Origin of the sequence: Lysinibacillus sp. FSL L8-0126 (assembly GCF_038630385.1) — a bacterium.
GTDB lineage: Bacteria > Bacillota > Bacilli > Bacillales_A > Planococcaceae > Lysinibacillus > Lysinibacillus fusiformis_D.
In genome coordinates, this window is record NZ_CP152028.1 from 1,115,682 (window position 1) to 1,137,946 (window position 22,265).

Genomic DNA, 22,265 nt, shown 5'->3' on the forward strand with positions numbered 1-22,265 from the left:
AACTTTCTAGGATCCATTGAATGAATATTGTTCGTGTTTACTTAAATGCTTTACGTAAATTATCACGTATCTCTTTTACTTCTAAATCTGTAAGCAGACTATGATACCTAATAATCCACTTCAATCGATTTTGATACTTATGAGCATCCGTAATTTCATTGTGTTGGTTCATTTTTGCTTGAAGGTATTTCTGACGTTGTTGAATGGTTTTCAATTTATTCACCTACCCAATATTCTTTTTTGTGTGATTCATAAGTTTGCATTTCAATTCCGCCTTTCGTCTTTTCAGTTATTAATAAAATAATTTAATTACTATTAAAGTAACTTTGTTACTCAAATAGTAAATTACTTTATTCGTAATGTCAATTACTAATTGCGTAATTTTATTTCTTAATTTATAATTTAATTAAGATAATCGGAATGAAAGAGGTGTGCAGATGTACTTAAAGTCGAGATTAAAAGTATTACTTGCCGAAAAGGATATGAGTCAGAAGGATTTAGCGGAACAAACAGGACTTACAACACGTTTGATTAGTGAAATTGCTAATAATAAAGTGAAGATGTATCCAAAGGATGCACTCGAAAAAATCATGATCGCTTTGGAAGTAAAAAATTTAGGTGACTTACTGCAGCGCATAGATGAAGAAACAGATAGCTAACATTGGTTGTCTGTTTTTTTATATGTACTATTGGCAGGATTTTCTATAGAATGAAATTACAATTACAATTATCTGTAAGGAGTGCATGACATGGACACTATCGCTGAAACTATTAAATTTGCTGGCTTTGGTAAGAAGAAAGCAATGGCTAAACAGATTCAAATGTTTGATGATCGATTTACAGATCAAGGTGAAACACTACTCGCTGTATGTGCATCTGTTAAAGGTGTAAAACAACTTTATGTAACCGACCAACGTGTTTTATTGCATGAGATTAAAGGACTTGTATCTAACGATGAAAAAAGCATTCCTTTATCTTCAATTAGCAGTATTAACATTTCTAATAAGCTTGTTTACTCAACAATCGAAATCGTATCTACTGGAAACAAGGCAATCATTGACGATGTGCCAGCGCATATTGCACTTGAAATAAAAAGTGGGATCGAGAACCTTAAAGCAAAGGCAAAAACATCTTCTTCACCTGCTGCTAAACAGGAAAAGGACATATATGATGTAGCCGATGAAATTCGAGAATTAAAGGAACTATTAGAGGATGAATTAATCACTCAGGAAGAATTTGACGCGAAGAAAAAGCAATTGCTAGGAATATAAAAGATGATATGGGGGTTGTTGAAATGACAAAGAAGAATTACACATTGGATGAATTTTTAAATTTTGGTATGCCTTATGTCGAGCCTGTAATCAAGCAAACTGCTGACTTACGACGTGACGAAAATGGGTATGTGAGAAATTTTGATTTAGAGCATGAAGATGATATGAGAGAAGCATTTCGAGTTAAACTAATCGAGATTTATGACAGTTCATACGAGGGTATTACTGATGAAAATGTGAAAGATATTGTAGAATTGACAGTGGAAAATATGATGAACAAATAAAAAAGCCACCAAAAGGCGACTTTTTTCCCACGTAGTTAATAAAAAATAAATAATATGATTTTCAGAAAAATTAAACCTTATTTGAAAATATATATTTACATTCCACTTAGTTAATTGTTTATATGATAAACGATTGTGACTATTTATGCAAGAATTTATTAAAGCCCAGGTTCCAAAGAGATCCTGGGCTTTTTAGTTACTGATATAATTTTGTTATTTTGCTTTCATTATTATAAATAAGCTTTAAATTTAACAAATCTGCAAGCTCTCGTACTTGTACATACGTTCTTCCGTCTTGAATGATTGCAGGGATGGACTTGGCATCATTTAGCATTACTTTAGCTTCTACTATAGGTTTATCCACGTTGCCTACCTCCATTTTTATCGTGTATCCAATATGTGCTGCTAAAACTTTCGCTATAGCTTGGCAAATCGCTTCAAAGTGTTGATCCATTAATTCAACATCTTTTTTACTTGTAACAAAACCAAACTCAATTAAAATAGCAGGTTCATAAGTTTTTACAAGCACACCCAAATCTGTACGTTTTTTAGCTCCACGATTTTTCATACCGCTTGCATTACAAATAGCATCTACTACTTTTTGAGCGACAGTAACCTGATCGTAATAAAGTACCTCAGCCCCTATGCCTTGGTCTGTGACAGATCCACTTGCATTTAAATGACCAGATACAATAAATCCATTACGATCTTGATTATGGTGAGCAATTAAATTGTTAATGTTTTGAGTTTGGTTCTTTGAAATTTTATCTTCATAATAAGTTGCTGGTACACAGTTAGAAACACAAATGTCGTAAATCCGTTTAATAAATTTACGAGCATATTGTACTTCATCAATAATACCTCGTGCCCCTGTTCGATCACCATAATGGCCAACATGAAATTCTATTTCTTGTGGTTTTGTCATTTAACCTCACCCTCTCCTGTTTTGTCCTTCACAATTGCTAAAATATTTTTTACAAAGTCAGGCATTGGCAAGCCCATTTTTGTACCGTTTTCTGTGATTGATATAAATTCCAATACACAAAATGCAATGGCTGCTCCATCTCCTGCGTACTCAATGCCAGGAATCACAATGGACAATAAATAAACCGATCCTACTAGCATTAAGTAATAAATCTTGCGTATGATGCCGTTGAAGCCTGTACGACTATTTAAGTTTTGATTAACGACTCCACTCATGATACCTGTGGCATAGTCAATAGCCATGAAACCGATTAGAACCGTCACAGCCATTCCTAACCCATCAACTGAATATGAAACGATTGTGCCTATTGTTCCACTTATTACAGCAATCCATTTTTCCATTTGAACACTTCCCTTTTCCCAATATAAAAGCCCTCCACAATGGCTGTGAAAGGCATAAAAAATAACGCTAGCTAATGCTGCGTCTACTTGTTTTCATCGAGTAATGCCTGAACAGCTTCTCTCCACAACAATGGCACCTGGTCAACTGTTCGCAAATTCATTTTAATTAAATCCCAATATAATTTAGCCATTATTACACCTCCTTAGTTGCTATTAATTCCGCCAATTCCGCAATAGCTAATTGATTTTCTATTTTGTCTTGTTGTTGTGCCTCTGCCGATTCAACTATTGCTAATTTTAAATCTTCGTTTTCTGCTTTGACTGTTGCCATTTCGTTTCGCAATTTTTGAATGACCTGTTCAGGTGTTAATGGTAACTCAAAATACTCGTACCACATGTCTTTCGTGTCTTTGTTGATATGCAATTCCCATCCTTTGCCGTTATTTTCGGGTTCGGGAATAGCTTCGACCAGGATACCGCGTTCTAAATCTTCTTGTGTCCATCCTGTTGTGTCATATGCTATGAGCTGAACTTTTGTTCCACTTGGATGATTTGAGTCTAAAAATAATGTTGGCATTGTGTGCCCTCCTATGTCATTATCGTATATGTTTGTTTACTTCTAAATACTTCACCACTACTACCCGACCCTTGCGTCCTAGCAAGATACAGTTCTGGGTAAGGCGTGTTAGGGGTACGATCAATATCGAGTCCTAGCATAAAACTTGTGAAGCTAGTAGTACCATACAATTTACATTGCCACATAGCCCCTAGCTGTGTCGTGAATTTTGTAAGTCCGAAACCGTTTCTGCCATTATTGTGCACTACATATATGCGACCTTGATTATCAATTTCCATACCTTTAGTTTCGTTCGTATACCCTCCTCCGATCGCATTAAACATCGTCGATGGGTTGCTGATAGCACGCGTTTGCATACTGCCGTATGCACCAAGCAAAACGAGTTTCTGATTAACTTCATCTACGCGTATAAAGTTTACCATTTCTACTGACTGAAAACCCGTTAAAGCCGTTGTGGTAACCGCACCTGTAGCGCCATTGATTTTGTACAAGGTGGAGACATACGAACCTGTGTATTCATAAGCCACCACGAAAATTTCATTGGCTTGCGTTGCACATATCGCTGTGATTGTACCTTTAACAATACCACTCGTTAACGTCCATAGCTTATTACCATTTGTCGAAAAACGCAAACCTGTAGTGCCACCTGCAAAACCTATAAAACCTTGATTGTTAGGAATATGTGTAGTCCTGTTAGCGCCGTCCATTCCTGTATCTGTAGTCTCCCAATATTGCGCCGCAACATTATTTGAGTCCCTCTTTGATATTTTCCCGTCTACCATAGAAATGTAAAGTATGCGGTTTTCCGCATCCAATAAATGAGTATAACCAGTAGTGTTAGTTGTTGCGGTCTGCCACTTTAATGTCTGACCATCGTAGGCTTTATAAACCTGACCCGCTGCTAAATGTAGTACCTTATCTACGTAGTTGTATCGTACAAGCGTCGGCGAAGTTGCGATGTTGTTCAATACATTGCCGTAGTTCCATACCAACGGTAGATCACCAAAAAAGTTAGATGTAATACTTGACGATAACTTGTCAATCGGTATTTCCTCGCTAGTACCATATGCAACGAGCGTCCCCACTTGCTCGCCGTTATCATTGGTAAATGTCTTGTCTTTTCGCACGTCTTGAGGTTGTGCGTTCCCACTCCCCCTTTCACCCAGTAAGATAAAAGCCCCGTTGCCGTTAGCCGCTAATGGGTTATAGCGTACAGCATACACAGCGTTGGCTGTCGTTCCTCGTAACACTTGACCATTTGATTTTAAAACATCTTTTGCAGGTAATGTACCAACTCGCAATTGCACGTTGAGTGCTGTTGTGGTAGTTACTCCAAATACAATACCTAGACCTTTTGTGTATTCTGTAATCGTCGGGTTTAAATTAACAGTATACAAATTTGTGCCATTAAATGTGGCGTCCGCGTATGCAGGGTGCTTCACATAATCGGCCTCATGGTTTTTAAGTTGCTGTTGAGCATTTGTTTCAACATCACTTACAGTTTGTTTAATCTCATTAATCGCCCCTGCCAGCGTCTTATCATTTGTTTCTAAATCAGGAATCGATGCGCTACCCTCCTGCAATTCACTTACTGCAGTGTCCAACACATCCATGTTGTCGTTTAGATCCTGAATGTTCACGTTATCCGTTAAATCAGGCTTTTTTAATTCTAATTTTGGTGTAAGTTGCATCAAATCACCTCGTCCCATATTTTTATATTTTCCCAAGTTATTTTGCTTACATTTTCCCATGTTCGATCACTTATGAAATCCCACGTATTGAAAGAATACACATAATCAAACTGTAGATGTGCTGGAACAATAATATCAATAGCTTGCTTTAACCCTTCCACATTGTCAGGTATGCCCCTGGTACCGACGAATCGAATCTCGTAAATGCCTGGTGTATCTGTTGGATTTACTTCTACTTCACCGTTACCGAAAGCAGCTGCTACAGCTTTAATAGTTGCTTTAGTTGTTTGGTCAAAGCTTGCTCGATTACGTGATGTAATTTGTTCCCTGCGTTGGTCATAACGTAATGAGCTATTTTGTTTAATGCCAAGATCACGTTCATATATTGGCAGGGCTTCAATTGCCGTATCCACAAAAAGGTTCCTATCGACTATTTCTAGCTGTTGTTCAGTGTTTCGGAACTCTTTATCATATGCGGTTAAAACAGCTCTGAAAATCGTTGATTTACGCTCATACAGTGGTAAATGCTTAATCATGTCTGTTAGATAATCTTTTGTGGAAACAACTATACTTGTAATCATTTCTGTTTGTGTCTGCATGATGATAGGCGATTGCACTACTTTAACACCTTGCGGCTGCAACTCTGTTATAACTTCATTCAGGGAATTGCCTGACGTTGCTACGGTTACGCCTTGTGTCTGTAACTCTGTTTCTGTAATCATCAGGGCAAGTCTAAAGCATTCCCATTGGTGCGCTGAGAGCTCACCCCAGGTAAAGACTGTAGCTTGGCCCCATTCTGATTGTGGTATAGCGTGCATAGTCTCACCTACTTCAATCGAACAATCAAATAGTTTTTAGGTATCTTGTATTGACTTGATACATCGATATTCTTTGTAAATTCGGCTTGCGATTTAAACAGCAAATTGCCTCCTGTTTTCGCGTCAAAAATGCCGATGTGTGAAATATCTCCCCAGGACTCTGCAGCAATGGGGAATAAAATATCAGCGTTATTCGATGTTTGACCATCTGTTGGTGTTGCGAATATACCTTGCTGCCTTGCATAACTTGTCGTGTTAACTTCAACATCGTTATTAAAGAGGGCTACATATACTGTTGCTGTCCTTAAATTGTCCGTTAGAACCTTATTTTTTAAATACACTGTCATGTGATTCATTCATTAACACCTCCCATTACTGGCACCCCATCGTCAGGAATAACAACATTTGCTGTTGATCCATTAACGAGTAAATCCTGATAATCCATAACTCCGTCACTGTCTATAATGAGCGCCCCAATTTTTGCATAGCTCACAAATGAAGTCTTGAAAGCTATCTCTTTTAAATGCTTTGTAATATTCTTTTTGATATTTGCTTTGACCACTTCAAACGAGAAGCCAGGCATTAAAGTTATGGCTAATGTTAAATTGAGAAACAATGCAACTGCAGGTATTACAAGAAGATCCTCAACACCAAACGGCATTTCCTTCTCGATGTGTTCCCTCACATCTTCTACTAGCTCAGACGGTGCAGGTAATTTATTCGCATCGATTACAACTACTTTCATTGATAGTGGGCCGTTGTAGCGAGGGAATATCTTTGCATCACCAACGCCTGTCACTTCTAAGGCCCATTCACGATAATGATATTTGTTGCCTGCCTTACCTGGGCGCTGCAGCTTGTCATAATATCTTTGGCGTAAATCGTTATCCGTTTCCGCATCATAGCCATCCACAACAGGATCTGGATTATATACATTGATTAAACCCGGTATGGATACAGGAAAGTTTTTGATTGTATTGGCTGGCACGTTTCCTATTTGACCAAACTCGTTACACTGTATTCGAACATGGCCTAATCCAGTTTCATTTACCGTTGCTTCTTCGATTACAGTAAATAAAATCGTATCCGTACCAACTAATTCGCCAGTTCTAACTATCGTTCCAGCTGCACCCGATACAATGACAGTCGTTGTCGCTTGTGTGGCCAACTTTCGGCTTTGCCCTGTGCGTTGATATACAGTACGTGTTAATTCATCACCTGTTAAATTCTCAATATCTAATTTCTCTTGTACTTCTGAAATTTTCTTTTGCTGACTAGCAAACTCTACAGCTGCAGGCTTTGTTACATCATAAATAAACTCACCTTTTGCTTTGTCGTACTCGTCACTAATGCCAGACATCATGCGATCATGAATGAGTTTTTCATCTTCCATTTAAGCTGCCACCCCCTTTAACTGTTCATCCATATCAAACGCCCCTTCTACGGTAACGACTCTAAATTTTATACGCATCCACTTACCATCACGCTCAAATTGCCACTCTTGTACTTCTTGAATGTGCGTATGTTCCAATAATGCTGCAGTAACTTCTCGTTTGATTTCTGCCTCAATAAAAGCGCGTGGCAAGCTAGAACCGATTAAATCGTCCAGTGTTGCACCATAGTTTTCATCTTTATAAATCCTGAAACGAAAACGCTCAGTCTTTAAAACTTTTATGATCCATTGCTTCAATGTTTCCAGGCCGTGAATAGCAACCATCTTCCCATTACGCATTACAAAGTCTTTTTTATCAAAGTCATATAAAAAAGACTTACCTAGTGGTGGCAAGTCCGTTTCGTTTTCCTGTGTATTAAATTCAAGTTCTGCAATCTTAGGTAACATCAAACTTCACCGCCTTATCGATCACAAAATACATTTGTTCATCAGCTGTTGGAATTAAAATAACTTCATCACCATTTATCAAGCCTTTAGTAACAACCGTTTCAGTAAATATTAATTGTTCATTATCCAAAGTGATTGTTTCGTTTAACTGTATATTCGTGTTAGGTGGAGGCGTAATGACTTTTCCAGTTGTCATAGATTTAGCGGCATTTGCTGTTGTGGGATCTTGGCCACCTCTAATAAGTAGAGCTAGTTCTGTCAATGCATCCATTTACTTCACCTCTAAACTAGGCTTCATTGTGTGGATTCCTTTGCTGATTGTATGCAACACATCTTTGATTAAAAATGTACCCTTAATGCCTGTCACTGGCTCGTCTAATTTAAACAGGCGTCCAGCTCTAAAATTATCATCGCCCATTAAGTCAACTTCGTTTTCCTCAATGATTTTGGAAAACTGCTTTAATTCATTTTCAGCAATCTGTTTAGCGCTTTTCTTCTCATTCTGATCTAGCTTAACTACTTTAGTAATTCGGCCATATTTCTCAACCATTTTATTATCCGTTTTTGTTAAAACAACTTTATCATTGTTGCCCACAATCTGAATTGTGTTGGCCATGTCCACAATGCTACGTTTTTTAGATGGATTCATAATAGCTGAATGGATGTCGTACTTTGTACCACCTGCATAAAGTTGAAATGTTCCAGTAACTACTGCATTACTTTGTTTTTCGATATATAGTTTACCCTGGCGCATTTCCATTAAATATTTCAAGCCTAACGATTTTTCTGCAGTCTCTAAAATGTCTTTAATAATTTCACTTACTTTTTTATCGTTATAAATTTGTGTTATTGGTTTAGGAATAGATGTGATCTTACCAATTGGAACATTGAAGTCTTTTAATATCTTCTTAATACAGGCGTCTGCAGATAGCTTTTTAAATTGATATACAGCTGTGGATTTATTTAGATAAAAGGCATAATCAAATCCAATGTATGCAATAGGTGAAGTTCCACTCTTTACCTCGTCCACAATAATAGCACGCGTGATTTCTTTTCCATTGTTAAGCAAAACAACCATATCGCCTATATCGCACGGATTCACTGGAAAATAATTCGCATCATTAAAGGCAATGCTAAAATTAAGTTCATCCCCTAATTCCTCCATGTTACTACGCCAGGTTAAGGTACCTATCATTGGTGTAATATTGATCTTGGTATCACCCTTGATTAACCATAATTCGTGGGCCATCATTTCACCTTCTTTTTATTGAGATTAATAAACTTAAACTCAGATAAAGCGAGCGAATAATAAACATCACCTGATCCGTCTTGTACACCTGCCTCAAAGTTGTCTATGACAACAGGTATATTAATGGGTGTATTCGTAATGATTAATCGAATCGGAACTCGTCTATCGATCCATGATTGGATGATTTCATAATACTCCCATCCAAAATACTTTTTGTTTCTTGAAAATGGGTATACCTTAGAAGGAAAGAAAGAATCGATTGTCAACGACTTCAACCCTCTTTGACCAATCAACTTAATATCACCTTGATTAATAGTCGTATAGGTTTCATGGTTTAGAGGGCTTGCTATTTTAAATTCTGACGGCACGATAGGAAGCTGAATAACTTGTTCACGATTATTGATACTTAAAAATATATCCATCTATTCAACCCCCTATAAATTGGCCAATCTTAATTTTAGTAATGGCACAAGTTCATTCGCTACTTCCATTGCTGTAATTCCTTTGGCATTTAAGTTTTGAATGTTTAAAGTTATACCGCCACTATTTGCAGGTGTAGACTGTGAAGTACTTCCTCCAGGTGTAGGCGTTGCTACCGCACCAGGTGAAGGCTGAACCATTTGATCCACATTATCTATTGATCCACCAGCTGCACGGATTCTCTCGGATTGGCGAGCAGGAATAACCATTTCACCTTTATGCAACTCGGCAATATATCCATCGTAGGGTACCGTATTTAAACCAGTTGCGTGTGAACCTGAAATGAAATTACCAACCTTGCTTGCCGCACCGCTTAAAGCCCCTCCAATTTTCGAAACCCATCCTGGTACTTTAAAGCTCATAATTGCATCTTTAAAACTATTAAACACCCTTTTTACGTCATCGAAATGTTTATATAACGTTATGCCTGCCGCAATTATTGCTCCGAATGGGCCAGCTACAAGGGCTAACAATGGATTATCGAGTAATCTTTGCCACAATTCACTTGCTTTTGCCTTAACAGTATCCCAATTTCGATATAACAAGACACCTGCTGCAACTACTGCAGCAATACCCACAACTACCCATGTAAGAGGACTTGCAAGCATGGCCGTATTCATGGCCCATTGTCCAGCTGTTGCTAGGCCCATTGCTGTCTTAAAGCCCTGGATCATAGTTGTGACTGTCGTAATGACCTTTAATGCCCCCATTCCAACAGCTAAAACTCCCACAGCTGTTCCCACACCGACGAGGGTTTCTTTAATTGGCCCCCAATTCTCTCTTACCGTGTTACCAAACTCAAATGCTTTTTCTACAATGCCCTGGATCTTCGGTACAAGTTCATCCGCTTTATCCGCAACACCTTGTAAAAATTCTTGTGCTCCTGCACCGTTTACAACATCGGCAATTCCTACCTGCAACTCACGCCAAGATGAAATTAGTCTGTTTTTAAGACTCCCTTCCACTGTAGCAGCTGCTGCATCTGTTGCTCCTTCAAAATCCTTCATGGCGTCTTTTGATCCAAGCATTGCATACATGGCCCCTGCTTCGAGGTCTTCCCATTTTGTACCGAAAAGGGCAACCGCTAATTGATTGGCCGTTACCTGGTCATCCATACCTTTTAACTCAGCTGTAACAGCACTTGCGACTTCTGCTACTGTTGCCTCGCCTTTATTAAAAGACTCCCATAAATCAAATGTCGATTTACTCATGGCTGAGAATGTTTCATCCGTTGACTTCGAGCCATCTTTAACCTTGATCTGAAACTCTTTCATGACGTCATTCACATAATCCAGGTTGTAAACGCCAGCTTTCGCGCCTCGTTCCATAATGCCGAAATATTCTTCTGCACTATAGCCCATATTGCCAAATAAAGAAGAATACTCTGCAACGTTATCGAACATTTCATTACTAAAGTTCAATCCACGTTGGCCACCTGCAGTAAATAAATCGAATGCCTTATCAGCTGAGATGCCGAAAGCCTCCATCATATTGTTTGTGCCGCGAGTGACTTCGTTCACGTCACCTTCAAAAGTTTTTGCTAACAACATTGCATTAGAAGTGACTTTGCTCAATTCGCCATTATCGATATTCTTCATGTTTTGTTTTACGCGAGCTAATGCATTTGTTACTTCATCGATGTTTTCACCGTACCCTTTGCTGAATACTTCCTTTGCGGCACTTCCGTACACTTCCATTTGAGATGCAGTTGCGCCAGTTTGGGCCTCTAACATATCCAAAGAGCTACCCATGTCCAAGATAGTTTTACCTACATTTGCACCTAGCGCCGCAACTCCTGCAGCACCTAACGCGCCAGCCCCCATTGCTACCGTTTTAAATGCTTTGGCAGCACCTTGTCCAAAACGTTGTATTTGATTTCCGACCCTGGTAACACCTCGGCCAAAATCATCAGCTCGATCACTAGCACGCCTTAAATTGCTAGAAAAATCACGGTCTTGCAAGGTAAGAACTGCAGATATAACCCTATTTCCCAATCCCTCACCGCCTTTACAAAAGAAAAAGCTAGAACGATATTGTTGTAATCGCTCCAGCTTTCATACGTTTATCTCTTTCTTCCAACTCTTTGTCCAAACTTGCGGTCATGAACAACTTTTCGTCATACTGCAAGTTCAACAAATAATCGAGTGTATGACCTTTTTGAATATAGTGATGAAGAAAATAAAAATCATCATCACTATCAATTAGTTTTTTATAACTTTAACTCCGCCTTTTTTATAACCTGCTAATTCAAGTGCCATGCCTGATAATTGTTCAATTTCACCAGGATCAAAGATTTTCGCCACGATGTCTGTTGGTAATGTACAACCATATGCTTTCTGTAATTCTGCATCTTTTAAATTTGGTTCAACCATTGTGTTATACACCATATAAACATCTGCGTCTGTATCATTATTTTCATCACGAGCCATTTTCATAGTATCAACACATAAAGACTTTTCAGGTTTACGCAATACTACTTCTACGCCCAAACGCTCTACAAGTACTTCCTCAGTGACATCATCCTTCACTTGGTACTTTTCTTTTTCCTTCATTAAATCTGTAACCGTTAATCGTTTGATTGTTTTTTTAGACATTTAATTTTCCTCCGATATATTTATTTAGGCGCCAATCAAATCAATTGGATCATAGTCTGCAAAGCTAAATGGCAGTTCTTCTGTTCCGATTGTTTTTTGCGCAAATTGCATTAACACAAATTCATTGAAAGTTACTTCTTTAATGGCTACGCGCTCAGAACCAAAAGCGTCAGGATCGGCAAGCTTGCCAACAATATTTACCTCTGGCGTAATACCTTTTTTCACGGCAACTGCTAATAATCCAGCCCCTCGGCTGTAAATTTTTTTCACCTTTAGCGTGCCTTCTCCTGTCCAACCTGTCATTTTCTTATGCGTAGCTAAATCCTCGGCCATGTTTACGTCTTCATAATCGATAGATACTTTAGCCTCAAATTCTTCAATGTCGAGCCATTTTTCATTGTTAACCCAAACGCTACCAAATGAACCATTAATCACTTTATTTGACTTAATTTTTTTCATGCGTTCCCCTCCTTAAATTGCAATATCTAAATCTAAATCCTCCATAGCGTCAACGATTTTAACTTTCCCACCTAAATATACATTGCGCTTAAAGGTTCTTTCTTTCACTTTTTGATCGTCCCAATCAGATGTATCAACACCGATTTTCTCCCATGCGGCACGTTGTTTTTTTACATCAACTTCTGCTAAATTATCGAATTTAGGATCTAGTATTTCTTGATCTCCTAATCCTGAAAAATATACATTAACAGACTGTAAAAATAGTACCTGGTTATCATAGGTATTGTTTAATTTACCGATGTAATATTTATCAAAGGTTGTCCGAATATCGTCTTTAATCATATCCATAACTTCCACAACACGAATCGATTTAAAGTCCTCTGTCTTCACTCCTGAAAGTGTCGTCAAACTATTTACGCCTCGGCCAATCTTAATAACTTCACCGTCATTAATAAGAATAAGTTCGCCTTTATCAACAGCTTCATCAGGATCTTCAATTTCTGTAATACTGTCGATTTCAGGTAGCTCGTAATAAGTAGATGAACGAGTAAACGGAACCCCTGCTAAAATGCCAGCAATTCGGCATGTGTATTCAGATGTTGTGTACTCTTTTTCTTTTACCTTGATTCCTGCAGTTGTGAAATTAATAATTCCTTCATGATCCGCTAAGGTGTTAGGTAATACTGCTTTGAAAGTCTTTTTCTCCACACGTTTTTTCTTGATCCAAGATTCAATAGCAGCTGTATCAGCGTCCTTAATTCCTGGAATGGCCAAGTAATTAAAGCGTTTATTATTCAGTCGTTGCAATGCGTCAGTGTAATTCTCTGCAGTTGTTGGCAATCTCTCAATAATAACTTTGCTTGGTGTTCCGATAAATGTCTTCTGAATGTAATCCAGGTTTACTGGCGACCATTCATTTGTTTTTACTTCATCAAAGCTTTTGTAAATCACTGTATCAGCTGTCTGCACTTCATCTTTTAAGATCAAAGCAACTATTCCTAGCTGGCTACGTGTGATAACCGTATCGGCTTTACCAATAAACTCAATATTAATTTGCGGTAGGCCCATTGTTTAATCCCCTTCCTCAACCAATTCACCCATAAGCTCAATTGGATATTTTTCATAAAAATCTTTACCATTCTTTATTTCATCTTCGAAACCAACGTCTTCATTTTCATATTCGCGACCATCAAAGAATTGAAGATCAAATTCAAACTGCAGCACGCCATCTATTTCATCAAAATTCGGTTCGTTTATATCTAAATGACGATCCTCAATTGTGAATTTAAGATCAAATAGATTACCTAGTGTTTCCTGAACATCTAATAATTCAATAGAGTTATTTTCATCTGCAGGGAAATAAAAAATGCGAACCGTACAAGCCTTTTCAACCTGCGTTAAATGGCCCACACGCTTCACATTATCCAGTTCCACTTTGAAAGACGGCCGTGTAAAACCCTCGTTTGCAGATTTACTTATAACATCAATGCTAAAATTCGATTGCAACTTTTCATTGATTGTTGTTTGTATTTGTTTAAACGTAATCATAATTTCTTTTTCCTCAACAATTCATCTAGCCATTTCACTGTTTCAATTTCAACATTACCTGAGGTTTCAAATTCTCTCATACCTTTGTCCAACGGTTTCTTACCATGAACAAAATCACCTGTTCTATTGCCATCATGGTCTACCATCCAGTGGCCGTCCTCGACCAAATGAGCATGTGGAGAAGAATTATAAACACGTACAACTAAATCGCCATTATAACCAACAAAGACTTTTCCTCGTTTCCATTTCTTGTGGTATCCACCTGTTTTCTTTTTTACAAGACTCCGTGATTTTTTGGCTACAGTTGTTCTAGCTTTTGATCCAATTTTACGCATCAGTTTAGGGGCCTCGTTAGGCAGATCCTTCGTTGCTACATTAAATAAATCTCGTTGAAAGTCAGTTAGACCATTCATTTGAATCATTTCAACACCTCCTGGACAAAGATTTCAAGTGTCTCATTCTTGAAATAAGGATTAAGAATATATTTAATTTCAAATGTATGGCCTTTAAATCTAATCTGCATATCTTTCGTAATGTCTTTGCCTGTGCTGTATCGCACAATGACTTTATGTGTGACATTCGTTAGGATTGTGTCAGCCACTTGTTGTTGGAGTGAGCCAGTTTGTGGAATAATGGCAGCCCACATTTTTTTATCAGGTAGAAATTCATAAACAGTTTCGTTCAATTCATTTTTTGTCTTTTGATTAGTGAGGATTTCTATTCTGTGTCTTAAATCGCCAGGATTCATAATACTCACCTCACAGTAAATTAATAGAATGCATATCTAGTATGGATTGAACAACCTTATTTACATTGTTATCTTTCACTGTAAAGACACGATTTTCATACATTTCATTGGAAAGTACAAAAACAGCAATCGAAATATCTTCTTTTGTGTCCATTTGTTCATTCGATAAGCCTGTATAGCCTTTTATATAACCTTTTACTGCTGATAAAATAAGCGTAAAAGTTGAAAGGACTTCTGTATCTGTTTCATCTTCTCGTGCATATTTAGCCAGCTCACCTGGCGTAATTTCACTAACCTGCATCAGTTTTCACCTGCTTTTTTGTAACAACTTCCTCTACATGGCCAGCTTGTAACAAGTCCTCCGCAACTTCTTTAGATACCACTTTCACTTCATCTTTAGACATTGTGACGCTACCCGAAAAGCTTACAAGTGCTTTTACTTTCATCCTGTCACCTCCAATAAAAAAACGTAGAGCATAGCCCCTACGCTGATTTCATAACTAATTTAGAGATTTTTTGAGCATTTTCCACCTTAGAGTCAATTTCAATCCAGCCAACTACACCAATTGCGTGTTGAGTAGCAAATTTTTCACGTAGAATTTGAATTGAAACATCTTCTGCAAGTTTTACCGCAAGGCCTGACATATCACCATAGAAAATAGCTGTTTTTCCTGCTGCCATCCCTGACATATTATCCGATGTATACACATCTTTACCTAGTAAAGAATAGCCCCAACGTGCTGTAGCATCTTTGTTTAATAAGTAATTGCCTTGTCCATCTTTCAATTTTCGAATAGCTTTACGAGTGGTTTTATTCATGATCCAAATGGCGTTACCCTGGAAAACGTCAGGTACTTCTTCTTGCACATCAATTAATTCATCTGCTGTTAATACCGTTGCAGCTGCTGCAGTTACAGTTTGGGTAACAGTAGAAAGCCCTTCGACCTTATTTAATGTACCGTTTAATAATTCTCTTTCAATCCATTTAGAAATTGCTTCTGCCATTTTAGTAACTACGAATGACACAATATCAAATTGTGAGTTATTAACAAGTGATTTAGATACCTTACTTAATGCACCAGCTAAGAAACCTTTTAACTCAATTGAACCTAGTTTACCGCTAGTAGATTCCAACTCCACAAATTCATCAGCATAAGCCATTTCAATTGTTCCTGCCGATTCATCATAGTATGGAATACTTAAAGTACCTCCCACATTATAGCGAGTTGCCAATTGATAGATTGGTGAAATATCGTATACCTTTTGAATGATCTTGTTGGCAATGCTAGAAGGAATTACGGCCCCATTTGCACCTACTGTTAAATTAACATCTGCTCGATCCTCCACTAAACCGCGAATATAGCTGTCGAAGGCGCGTGTTTCAGCTTCTTCTTGTGTGCGTTGTTCAGCTTGTTTAGCAGGTAATTTTTTGTCTAAAGAACGTGCTTCATCCAATGCAGTGATTGTTTTATCTAGTCCTGCAATTTGGCTTTTGATTTCATCAAAACGATTTGATTCTTCGTCGGTTAGTGCGCGCGTTTCTTCTTTGGCACCCTTTAGTAAATTGTCCATTTCATCTAATAAGTTGTTGCGCTGTTCAACTAGTGATGGCATAGATCGCGTTTCAATAAATTTCTTAATATCTCTTTTCATGTCAGTTTCCACCTTTCAATTTTAAAAGCTCAATTTGTTTTTCATATAATGAGTAATCTATATCTTTCTTAGAACGTGCTTCTTCTGTACGATTTTCAATCTCAGCTTTAAAATCTGCACCGCGAGTTTCTGAAATCGCCTGATCTTCTCCGCGAGCCTCTATTGAAGTAGCTACATAAGCTGGCGTTTTATCTAAAATAGACACTTCTAAAAGCTCGATGTCCTCAAGTGTGCGTTTCTGAATGCCATCTTCTCCGTCTTCCCATGATGGCTTGTTATCGATAAAACCAAATGACCAACCTTTCAACTTGCCGTCTTTCGCCTTTTGAATAATATCTTCATCAGATACATGGGCAATAGCACGTAAACCGATGTTATCCTCATACAGCTGCAGATTACCTTCTTGTAATGATCCAAGCTTACGGTTTTTGTCGTGATTGAATAATAAATCAACGTTTTCAGCCTTATCCAAAGCCCTTTCAAACGTTTTAGCACGAATTTTTTCTTTAAAACGTCCTCTTGGTGAAGGTAAAACACGACTTTCACGTTCAACAGCATTTACATAGCCATCTAGCAACACTTGATTTTCTCTAATTTCAATCCTCAACTTCTTCACCTCCCTTCTCGGCCACTTGGCCACCTTCTGAAATATCAGCGGTTTTATTGGTATTTGGCGTATAAATTGTCTTAGTTTTTGGATCATACAAGACATCTTGTAAGCCTAATTTAATGAACTCTAAACCAAGTGGAGGATGATCTTCTAAATAGCGAACCTCATCTACCTGCATCCAGCCGTTTTTCAACGCAATTTCATAAGCTTTATAGCGTTTTTCAATATCGCCTTTGACTAGCTCCTTCATATCGAAAGCAAAATAAAAAGACTGCTCTTTTTCCGATGGAAGTAGCAAGTCCTTGTTCAATGCCGTTTCAATTGCTCGAATAATCGGCAGTATGCAATTTTTAATAAAGTTTGTATGCACTTCTTCGTTGGCTGAGCCATCCAAAATGCTATCAGGTACTTTGAAAAGCTTATTTATTTCGCTTGAATTGGTCTTTTTGTTTTCATTAAGCTGCATTTCAACCGATGTACTGGATGCCTCTTTGAAATCTAACCCATTATTTAATACAACAATATTTTCTGTATTGTTCTTATATAAATTGTTCCAGGCTTCTTTTAATTCGGCAATTGCATCCTTTGACAATCGGCCCAATGACTTTAAGAAACCCTTTTTATTACCGCCAGTTTTAACAAGTGCTTCCTCAAAAACAAGCGTATTGTACGCAACCGATAAAATTTTATTGTGATCCTTAATGATGCCATTGCCTGTTACACCGTCTTTTGAATTTCGAGCGATCTTTATAAATTCAAATTCACGATAGTTCACTCCATTAACGGAAATATCATAGCTTTTAAATATTGGATCAATACCAACTAGCACCGAAACATTTCGGTTTTCTACATAGTGAATACTTTCAACATCGTTTCTTCTTCGGTTGATATATGCATACCCTGCACCCTCCAACAAGTAATCAGTTACTAGGGCCTTTTTAAACTGGAATCCGTCTAACGTATCTAGTGTCTCGTCATTAAGTAGAAAAACACGTCTATCATCTTCCATTTCTTCAACTTTACCGCTAGTTTCTTTGTGCAATTTGATAGGTAAAGTAGCAATAAGATCCGAAATCAAGTCTACACAGGTGCCAACACTAGGTATGCTTAATGCTTCATCTTTTGTTAATACTGCACTTGTTAAACCTGCTTGCAGCAATAATTCATCCATTCCGCTTTCACGAAATTCCTGAATACGCCTATAATCACGCCATTCACGCCACTCTTTAATTAATCCCACAATCTCACCTCCTTAAATGACTTGTGCGCCCCAATCAGCATCAGGATTAAAGATGACATCATGCTGCAGTAAATAGATTGCATTGATTAAACTTACAACCATATCGACCTTGCCTGTTGATTTTTTCTTATTAACGTAAATATTTTTATTAGTGTCCTCAGTAACTTTGGCATTTTGAAAGTTTTCTTCTAGCAATTCATTTTCGGTATAGTGAAATTCTTTATTCACAATCTTTTCTCGTAATAGCTTTGTTGCTGGATGCAACACGCTTGAATGCTGTTTGACTTCCACAGTAACTAGACCTTCCCTTTCTAGTTTTTGAGCTGTAGAAAGGCAGTTATAACGGTCATATGCTACGCCCATAACAATCACATTGAATTTTTCTTCTACTTCCAAAACTTTTTGTTCAATAAAGCCATAATCAACAGTCATATCACCACAAGAAAAACATTTCCCTGCCTTAATGTGATCGTAGTAATTGATTTTCTCTACGCGGTTTTTATCAGGGATACGCTCAGTTGGTACAAATGCGTAGGAATCTGCATAGATTTCCATATCTTCCTCTGTCACCATCGAGAATGAACAGTTATCATTCGTCATGGCCAAGTCTAAACCCAGCCATACTTGACGGCCTGACCAATCGAAATTGTCCATTTTACATTTCCGAACATCCTCTACGTTCACATAGGCTTCACCACTATTAGAAGGTAAAAAGTGATTCATATGTTTACATAGATATTCTTCACGCTCTGAGGGCTTTTCTATGGCTGATTTACGGCTATCTCGTATCTCGTTATAGTTTTCCTCAACTCTCAACGGATTAGCCTGTAACAGCCCTGTATCATCCCACAAATGATCGTCCTCAGCGTAATAGAGCAGCGCAAACATGCGATCATCTTCAATAAACCCATTAAAGACCTTCTTTGCATACGCCAATTCTTCCAACATGATCGATTTATCCTCAGCGTAAGCCGTTGTTAACTTAAAACGTAATGGATTTTTAACATTTAATTGCCCCGACTTCATGGCGTTTATATTCTTGTAATCTTTAAATGCGCCAACTTCATCAGCTATAAAAGCAGATGGACGTATCGAGTTGTTTCTATTCGCCTCTGCAGTACGTGCCTGGTAAAAACTATTTGTTAATGTGCAAACGATACGGCCACTTAATGTTTTTGGAATCACAAAGTATTTAGCTACACCAGGGCTGGCCATGATAATTTGTGTCATAGCCTTTTTCACTTCACCCGCAAGCTCACGATCCAAACAAATAGAATAGAACTCCGAATAATCATCCTCTGTAAGCATTAAGATGATGATTATTAAAGCACAAATGAACGTCTTCGCATTCTTACGAGGAATGAACAGCGTAATATCACGGTACCTAAACTTTTCTTTATCGTTTTTAAAGCGCCAACCGAATATATTGACAAGAAAAAAAGCCTGGAATCCTTCCAAGCCTTCTAATATCGTTTTCCCTGCAACGCCTAAACCTGTAGCAAAGTTAAGTAATTCTAATAGACCCTCTATCTTTTCTATTTCTTCCATGTCGAAATAGTAATCAAAATCATCCTCATACTGCTTTTCTAAATCCTTTAGGAACCAATTACACTGAATAATGACCTCTTTTGTTGTAATTTCTTTACCTTTTACAACTCTTTCAGCGTATTTTACAGCCTTTTCGTATATCATTTCTTACCACCACGCAATACTTTTAACAGTTGATCATCTTCTTCAACTCGAACTTGGAAATTAATATTACCTAGCTTTGCTCGACTTTGTGGTGACAGACTTAATTCATTACAGCAACGGAAAAACTCTTTTGAATACTTATCTTTAGCACTCAATAAGTTACGATCTAAAAGCCTTTCAATATCTCTGTTAATAATTCGTTCAATTTGTTGCACTCGGTCAATGGCTACCGCACAGGTGCTTAGAATATAAATATCGAGATTACCAAGAATCCCACTTGCTTGTAACTCCTTCACAATGAAATTGAAAATTTTCTTTTGCCTTGCATTCAGGTGTGTAGGAGGCAAGATTTCATCGGCAGCACCCTTTAACTTTTCCTCTGTTTGAGTACGAATTTCGATTTCTTCTTTTGTTAAATTCTTACTCATGGTTTTCACACTTTTAGACGGTCTAGCCAATTTTCTCACCTCCTTAAAAATTTTCATTTAGGGAATTTTTTTAGAGCAAATAGGGGCAGTCGGTGTACAGGAATTTCAGGATTTTTCACCGAATACCTGGGGGGTACTCTCCAAAATAATATTTTTTAATTCTTTTGCAGGTATTGAACCCTTCTCTGCCAGCTCATGATGGTAACGACACAATGATATAAGGTTGTCATCCTCTAACCTCTTGTCCCAGGCATTAGCTATAGGCTCTATGTGATGCACCTCTAAGTCTGTGAAGTTATATTGCATCTGAGTATTGTATAAGTTTCGTAAGCATACCTGGCACAGATGTTTGTCACGATCAGCAATGTGCGCTCGCTTATTCTTCCATGCCCTTGACCATCTGAATCTATCAATGTATGTGGTCTGCTTTGTAGCTACTGGCTTAGATGTACACCGTTGACCACGCTTATGAATACCACCACAGTAAGTACAACTCTTTAGCAATGCACTCACCACCTTTTAGGCATAATAAAAAGCCTACCTATAAAAGATAGACTTACTCCTTCGATTCTTTTAAAATACCATCTGCATTTCTCTTGATATATTCGGACACTTTGATATATCCATTTGAATTGTCCTTCTCAGTAAAACCTCTATATCTTACTCTTGCTGGATAAACTCTTTTGATTTCGTTACCTTCAACTTCTACAACTATAGCCCAACCGAATGTATGCAAAATCATGTTTATCCACCACAAGAAACCACTTTCTCTAAACTCTTTCCACGATTTTTCTTCCATTAGGTTTATCACTCCTTTTGTATGCATAATAAAAAGCCACACCTTTTCAGGCGTGACCTATCGCTTGTTTTTAGACATACACGTACAAGCATACGTGCTTATTTTGTAATGATATTTTATAACGCATTTCCGTGCGCTTTTTGATACTCCTATAATATCTCGATTTTTCAATACTTAACATTGGTTTAACTTAAGGTAATATTATGTGAAGAATTTACCGTATAGTTTTCAGCGAATGATACCATACGTCTTATTTGCGCATGTTTATTATAGATATATTGAGCACTGTATCCTAAATCCTCTGCCACCTGTTCCAACGTTTTATGTTCAATGTATTTACCTATTAATATCCTATGTTCAAGTCCTTCAAACGTTTTTACTAATCTTTTAATATCAAATAGGTTATTCATCTTATGGGCAAGTTCCCATTCAATTTGTTCAATAACTTCCTCAACCTTACTTCCTTGGCTGTCTGCAGTTAGTTTCACTTTAGCTAGATCACCTTGTACCCAGCGTTTCAATTCGGTTTTCGTTCGCATTAAATTAAGTTCTAAATAAGCAATTTCATATTCAAGCTCTCGATAATCCTTGAGCCATGCGAATTTACTCAAATTAAGCACCCACTTTCAATAAAGGTTACAAATTGTGTTACAACGAGTTTCAAGATATACGTAACCTTCTAAACGTTGATAAATCAACGTTTTTATATTTGCGGTTACAAATATACAGATTTTTAAGCGCTTTTTCTTTATATATATTTTTATTTCTTTCTTTTTTTCTCTTTATTTATTTTTTATATACTTATATCTATTATTTATTTGTAACTAAAGAAATAATAATAATATAAATATATATATAATAAGGGTTTGTGACGGTTACAGATGTATTTTTTTAAGTGTAACCGTCATTCATTAAAATAGGAGATTAAACCATTGATAGATATAGGTTTGTAGTAGGT

33 protein-coding genes are annotated in these 22,265 nt (G+C 37.4%); 3 read left to right on the plus strand and 30 right to left on the minus strand.

Going from position 1 to position 22,265, the window contains the following annotated elements; all coding sequences use genetic code 11:
- Positions 1-37 precede the first annotated feature (37 nt).
- A complete protein-coding gene (locus tag MHI34_RS05250; protein ID WP_342504184.1) occupies positions 38-223 on the minus strand; it encodes a hypothetical protein in 186 nt (61 codons plus the stop codon).
- A 214-nt stretch (positions 224-437) separates the two neighbouring features.
- Here MHI34_RS05250 and MHI34_RS05255 point away from each other — a divergent pair, with 214 nt between their 5' ends.
- The 3 genes from MHI34_RS05255 (at position 438) to MHI34_RS05265 (ending at position 1,555) form a co-directional block, all read left to right on the plus strand.
- The gene (locus tag MHI34_RS05255) at positions 438-659 is read left to right on the plus strand and encodes a helix-turn-helix transcriptional regulator (protein WP_342504185.1); all 222 of its coding nucleotides are present in this window, start codon (positions 438-440) and stop codon (positions 657-659) included.
- A gap of 90 nt (positions 660-749) precedes the next feature.
- Positions 750-1,271 (plus strand): PH domain-containing protein, encoded by a 522-nt coding sequence (locus MHI34_RS05260; protein WP_342504186.1) that lies wholly within the window; start codon positions 750-752, stop codon positions 1,269-1,271.
- 23 nt (positions 1,272-1,294) lie between these two features.
- Positions 1,295-1,555: a hypothetical protein gene (locus tag MHI34_RS05265; RefSeq protein WP_342504187.1), complete on the plus strand. Its 261-nt coding sequence runs from the start codon at positions 1,295-1,297 to the stop codon at positions 1,553-1,555.
- A 196-nt stretch (positions 1,556-1,751) separates the two neighbouring features.
- Here MHI34_RS05265 and MHI34_RS05270 read toward each other — a convergent pair whose 3' ends face one another.
- From MHI34_RS05270 to MHI34_RS05410, 29 genes are all read right to left on the minus strand, one after another.
- Positions 1,752-2,480, minus strand: a complete 729-nt coding sequence (locus tag MHI34_RS05270) for an N-acetylmuramoyl-L-alanine amidase (RefSeq protein ID WP_342504188.1) — start codon at positions 2,478-2,480, stop codon at positions 1,752-1,754.
- Positions 2,477-2,881, minus strand: a complete 405-nt coding sequence (locus tag MHI34_RS05275; protein ID WP_342504189.1) for a phage holin family protein — start codon at positions 2,879-2,881, stop codon at positions 2,477-2,479. Before MHI34_RS05275 ends, MHI34_RS05270 begins: the two co-directional genes overlap by 4 nt.
- An 83-nt stretch (positions 2,882-2,964) precedes the next feature.
- Positions 2,965-3,072, minus strand: coding sequence for a CD1375 family protein (locus MHI34_RS05280; protein ID WP_342504190.1), 108 nt, complete (start codon positions 3,070-3,072; stop codon positions 2,965-2,967).
- Positions 3,073-3,074: 2 nt separating this feature from the next.
- Positions 3,075-3,458, minus strand: a complete 384-nt coding sequence (locus MHI34_RS05285) for a hypothetical protein (protein ID WP_342504191.1) — start codon at positions 3,456-3,458, stop codon at positions 3,075-3,077.
- A gap of 11 nt (positions 3,459-3,469) precedes the next feature.
- Positions 3,470-5,149 carry a hypothetical protein gene (locus MHI34_RS05290; RefSeq protein ID WP_342504192.1) on the minus strand — a complete coding sequence of 560 codons (1,680 nt, stop codon included), beginning with the start codon at positions 5,147-5,149 and terminating at the stop codon, positions 3,470-3,472.
- Positions 5,149-5,967 (minus strand): putative phage tail protein, encoded by an 819-nt coding sequence (locus MHI34_RS05295; RefSeq protein WP_342504193.1) that lies wholly within the window; start codon positions 5,965-5,967, stop codon positions 5,149-5,151. Before MHI34_RS05295 ends, MHI34_RS05290 begins: the two co-directional genes overlap by 1 nt.
- A gap of 8 nt (positions 5,968-5,975) precedes the next feature.
- Positions 5,976-6,323 carry a hypothetical protein gene (locus MHI34_RS05300; RefSeq protein WP_342504194.1) on the minus strand — a complete coding sequence of 116 codons (348 nt, stop codon included), beginning with the start codon at positions 6,321-6,323 and terminating at the stop codon, positions 5,976-5,978.
- The gene (locus tag MHI34_RS05305) at positions 6,320-7,360 is read right to left on the minus strand and encodes a baseplate J/gp47 family protein (protein WP_342504195.1); all 1,041 of its coding nucleotides are present in this window, start codon (positions 7,358-7,360) and stop codon (positions 6,320-6,322) included. The genes MHI34_RS05300 and MHI34_RS05305 overlap by 4 nt, the downstream gene beginning before the upstream one ends.
- Positions 7,361-7,807 carry a DUF2634 domain-containing protein gene (locus MHI34_RS05310; protein ID WP_342504196.1) on the minus strand — a complete coding sequence of 149 codons (447 nt, stop codon included), beginning with the start codon at positions 7,805-7,807 and terminating at the stop codon, positions 7,361-7,363.
- Positions 7,797-8,078, minus strand: a complete 282-nt coding sequence (locus MHI34_RS05315) for a DUF2577 family protein (protein ID WP_342504197.1) — start codon at positions 8,076-8,078, stop codon at positions 7,797-7,799. The genes MHI34_RS05310 and MHI34_RS05315 overlap by 11 nt, the downstream gene beginning before the upstream one ends.
- Positions 8,079-9,056, minus strand: coding sequence for a hypothetical protein (locus MHI34_RS05320; RefSeq protein WP_342504198.1), 978 nt, complete (start codon positions 9,054-9,056; stop codon positions 8,079-8,081). It abuts the gene before it with no gap.
- Positions 9,056-9,478, minus strand: coding sequence for a hypothetical protein (locus MHI34_RS05325; protein ID WP_342504199.1), 423 nt, complete (start codon positions 9,476-9,478; stop codon positions 9,056-9,058). The genes MHI34_RS05320 and MHI34_RS05325 overlap by 1 nt, the downstream gene beginning before the upstream one ends.
- Before the next feature lie 12 nt (positions 9,479-9,490).
- Entirely contained in the window at positions 9,491-11,530 is a 2,040-nt protein-coding gene (locus tag MHI34_RS05330; protein ID WP_342504200.1) for a phage tail tape measure protein, read from the minus strand.
- Between the two features lie 207 nt (positions 11,531-11,737).
- Positions 11,738-12,130 carry a hypothetical protein gene (locus MHI34_RS05335; protein WP_342504201.1) on the minus strand — a complete coding sequence of 131 codons (393 nt, stop codon included), beginning with the start codon at positions 12,128-12,130 and terminating at the stop codon, positions 11,738-11,740.
- 24 nt (positions 12,131-12,154) lie between these two features.
- A complete protein-coding gene (locus MHI34_RS05340; protein WP_342504202.1) occupies positions 12,155-12,589 on the minus strand; it encodes a phage tail tube protein in 435 nt (144 codons plus the stop codon).
- Positions 12,590-12,601: 12 nt separating this feature from the next.
- Positions 12,602-13,657 (minus strand): phage tail sheath C-terminal domain-containing protein, encoded by a 1,056-nt coding sequence (locus MHI34_RS05345; RefSeq protein ID WP_342504203.1) that lies wholly within the window; start codon positions 13,655-13,657, stop codon positions 12,602-12,604.
- A gap of 3 nt (positions 13,658-13,660) precedes the next feature.
- Positions 13,661-14,137 carry a DUF6838 family protein gene (locus MHI34_RS05350; RefSeq protein WP_342504204.1) on the minus strand — a complete coding sequence of 159 codons (477 nt, stop codon included), beginning with the start codon at positions 14,135-14,137 and terminating at the stop codon, positions 13,661-13,663.
- Positions 14,134-14,559 carry an HK97 gp10 family phage protein gene (locus tag MHI34_RS05355; protein WP_342504205.1) on the minus strand — a complete coding sequence of 142 codons (426 nt, stop codon included), beginning with the start codon at positions 14,557-14,559 and terminating at the stop codon, positions 14,134-14,136. Before MHI34_RS05355 ends, MHI34_RS05350 begins: the two co-directional genes overlap by 4 nt.
- Entirely contained in the window at positions 14,556-14,885 is a 330-nt protein-coding gene (locus MHI34_RS05360; RefSeq protein WP_342504206.1) for a phage head closure protein, read from the minus strand. Before MHI34_RS05360 ends, MHI34_RS05355 begins: the two co-directional genes overlap by 4 nt.
- Positions 14,886-14,895: 10 nt before the next feature.
- Positions 14,896-15,186: a head-tail connector protein gene (locus tag MHI34_RS05365; protein ID WP_342504207.1), complete on the minus strand. Its 291-nt coding sequence runs from the start codon at positions 15,184-15,186 to the stop codon at positions 14,896-14,898.
- A complete protein-coding gene (locus MHI34_RS05370) occupies positions 15,176-15,331 on the minus strand; it encodes a hypothetical protein (protein ID WP_342504208.1) in 156 nt (51 codons plus the stop codon). The genes MHI34_RS05365 and MHI34_RS05370 overlap by 11 nt, the downstream gene beginning before the upstream one ends.
- Positions 15,332-15,368: 37 nt before the next feature.
- On the minus strand, positions 15,369-16,538 hold the full coding sequence (locus MHI34_RS05375) for a phage major capsid protein (protein ID WP_342504209.1): 1,170 nt from the start codon (positions 16,536-16,538) through the stop codon (positions 15,369-15,371).
- Position 16,539: 1 nt separating this feature from the next.
- Positions 16,540-17,145, minus strand: a complete 606-nt coding sequence (locus MHI34_RS05380; protein ID WP_342504210.1) for an HK97 family phage prohead protease — start codon at positions 17,143-17,145, stop codon at positions 16,540-16,542.
- Positions 17,135-18,388 (minus strand): phage portal protein, encoded by a 1,254-nt coding sequence (locus MHI34_RS05385; RefSeq protein ID WP_342504211.1) that lies wholly within the window; start codon positions 18,386-18,388, stop codon positions 17,135-17,137. Before MHI34_RS05385 ends, MHI34_RS05380 begins: the two co-directional genes overlap by 11 nt.
- Positions 18,389-18,400: 12 nt before the next feature.
- Positions 18,401-20,080, minus strand: coding sequence for a terminase TerL endonuclease subunit (locus MHI34_RS05390; protein ID WP_342504212.1), 1,680 nt, complete (start codon positions 20,078-20,080; stop codon positions 18,401-18,403).
- A complete protein-coding gene (locus tag MHI34_RS05395; RefSeq protein WP_342504213.1) occupies positions 20,077-20,538 on the minus strand; it encodes a P27 family phage terminase small subunit in 462 nt (153 codons plus the stop codon). The genes MHI34_RS05390 and MHI34_RS05395 overlap by 4 nt, the downstream gene beginning before the upstream one ends.
- 75 nt (positions 20,539-20,613) lie before the next feature.
- Entirely contained in the window at positions 20,614-21,024 is a 411-nt protein-coding gene (locus tag MHI34_RS05400; protein ID WP_342504214.1) for an HNH endonuclease, read from the minus strand.
- A 40-nt stretch (positions 21,025-21,064) separates the two neighbouring features.
- Positions 21,065-21,307 (minus strand): hypothetical protein, encoded by a 243-nt coding sequence (locus MHI34_RS05405; protein ID WP_342504215.1) that lies wholly within the window; start codon positions 21,305-21,307, stop codon positions 21,065-21,067.
- Between the two features lie 185 nt (positions 21,308-21,492).
- Positions 21,493-21,918, minus strand: a complete 426-nt coding sequence (locus tag MHI34_RS05410) for a hypothetical protein (protein ID WP_320938757.1) — start codon at positions 21,916-21,918, stop codon at positions 21,493-21,495.
- Positions 21,919-22,265 lie beyond the last annotated feature (347 nt).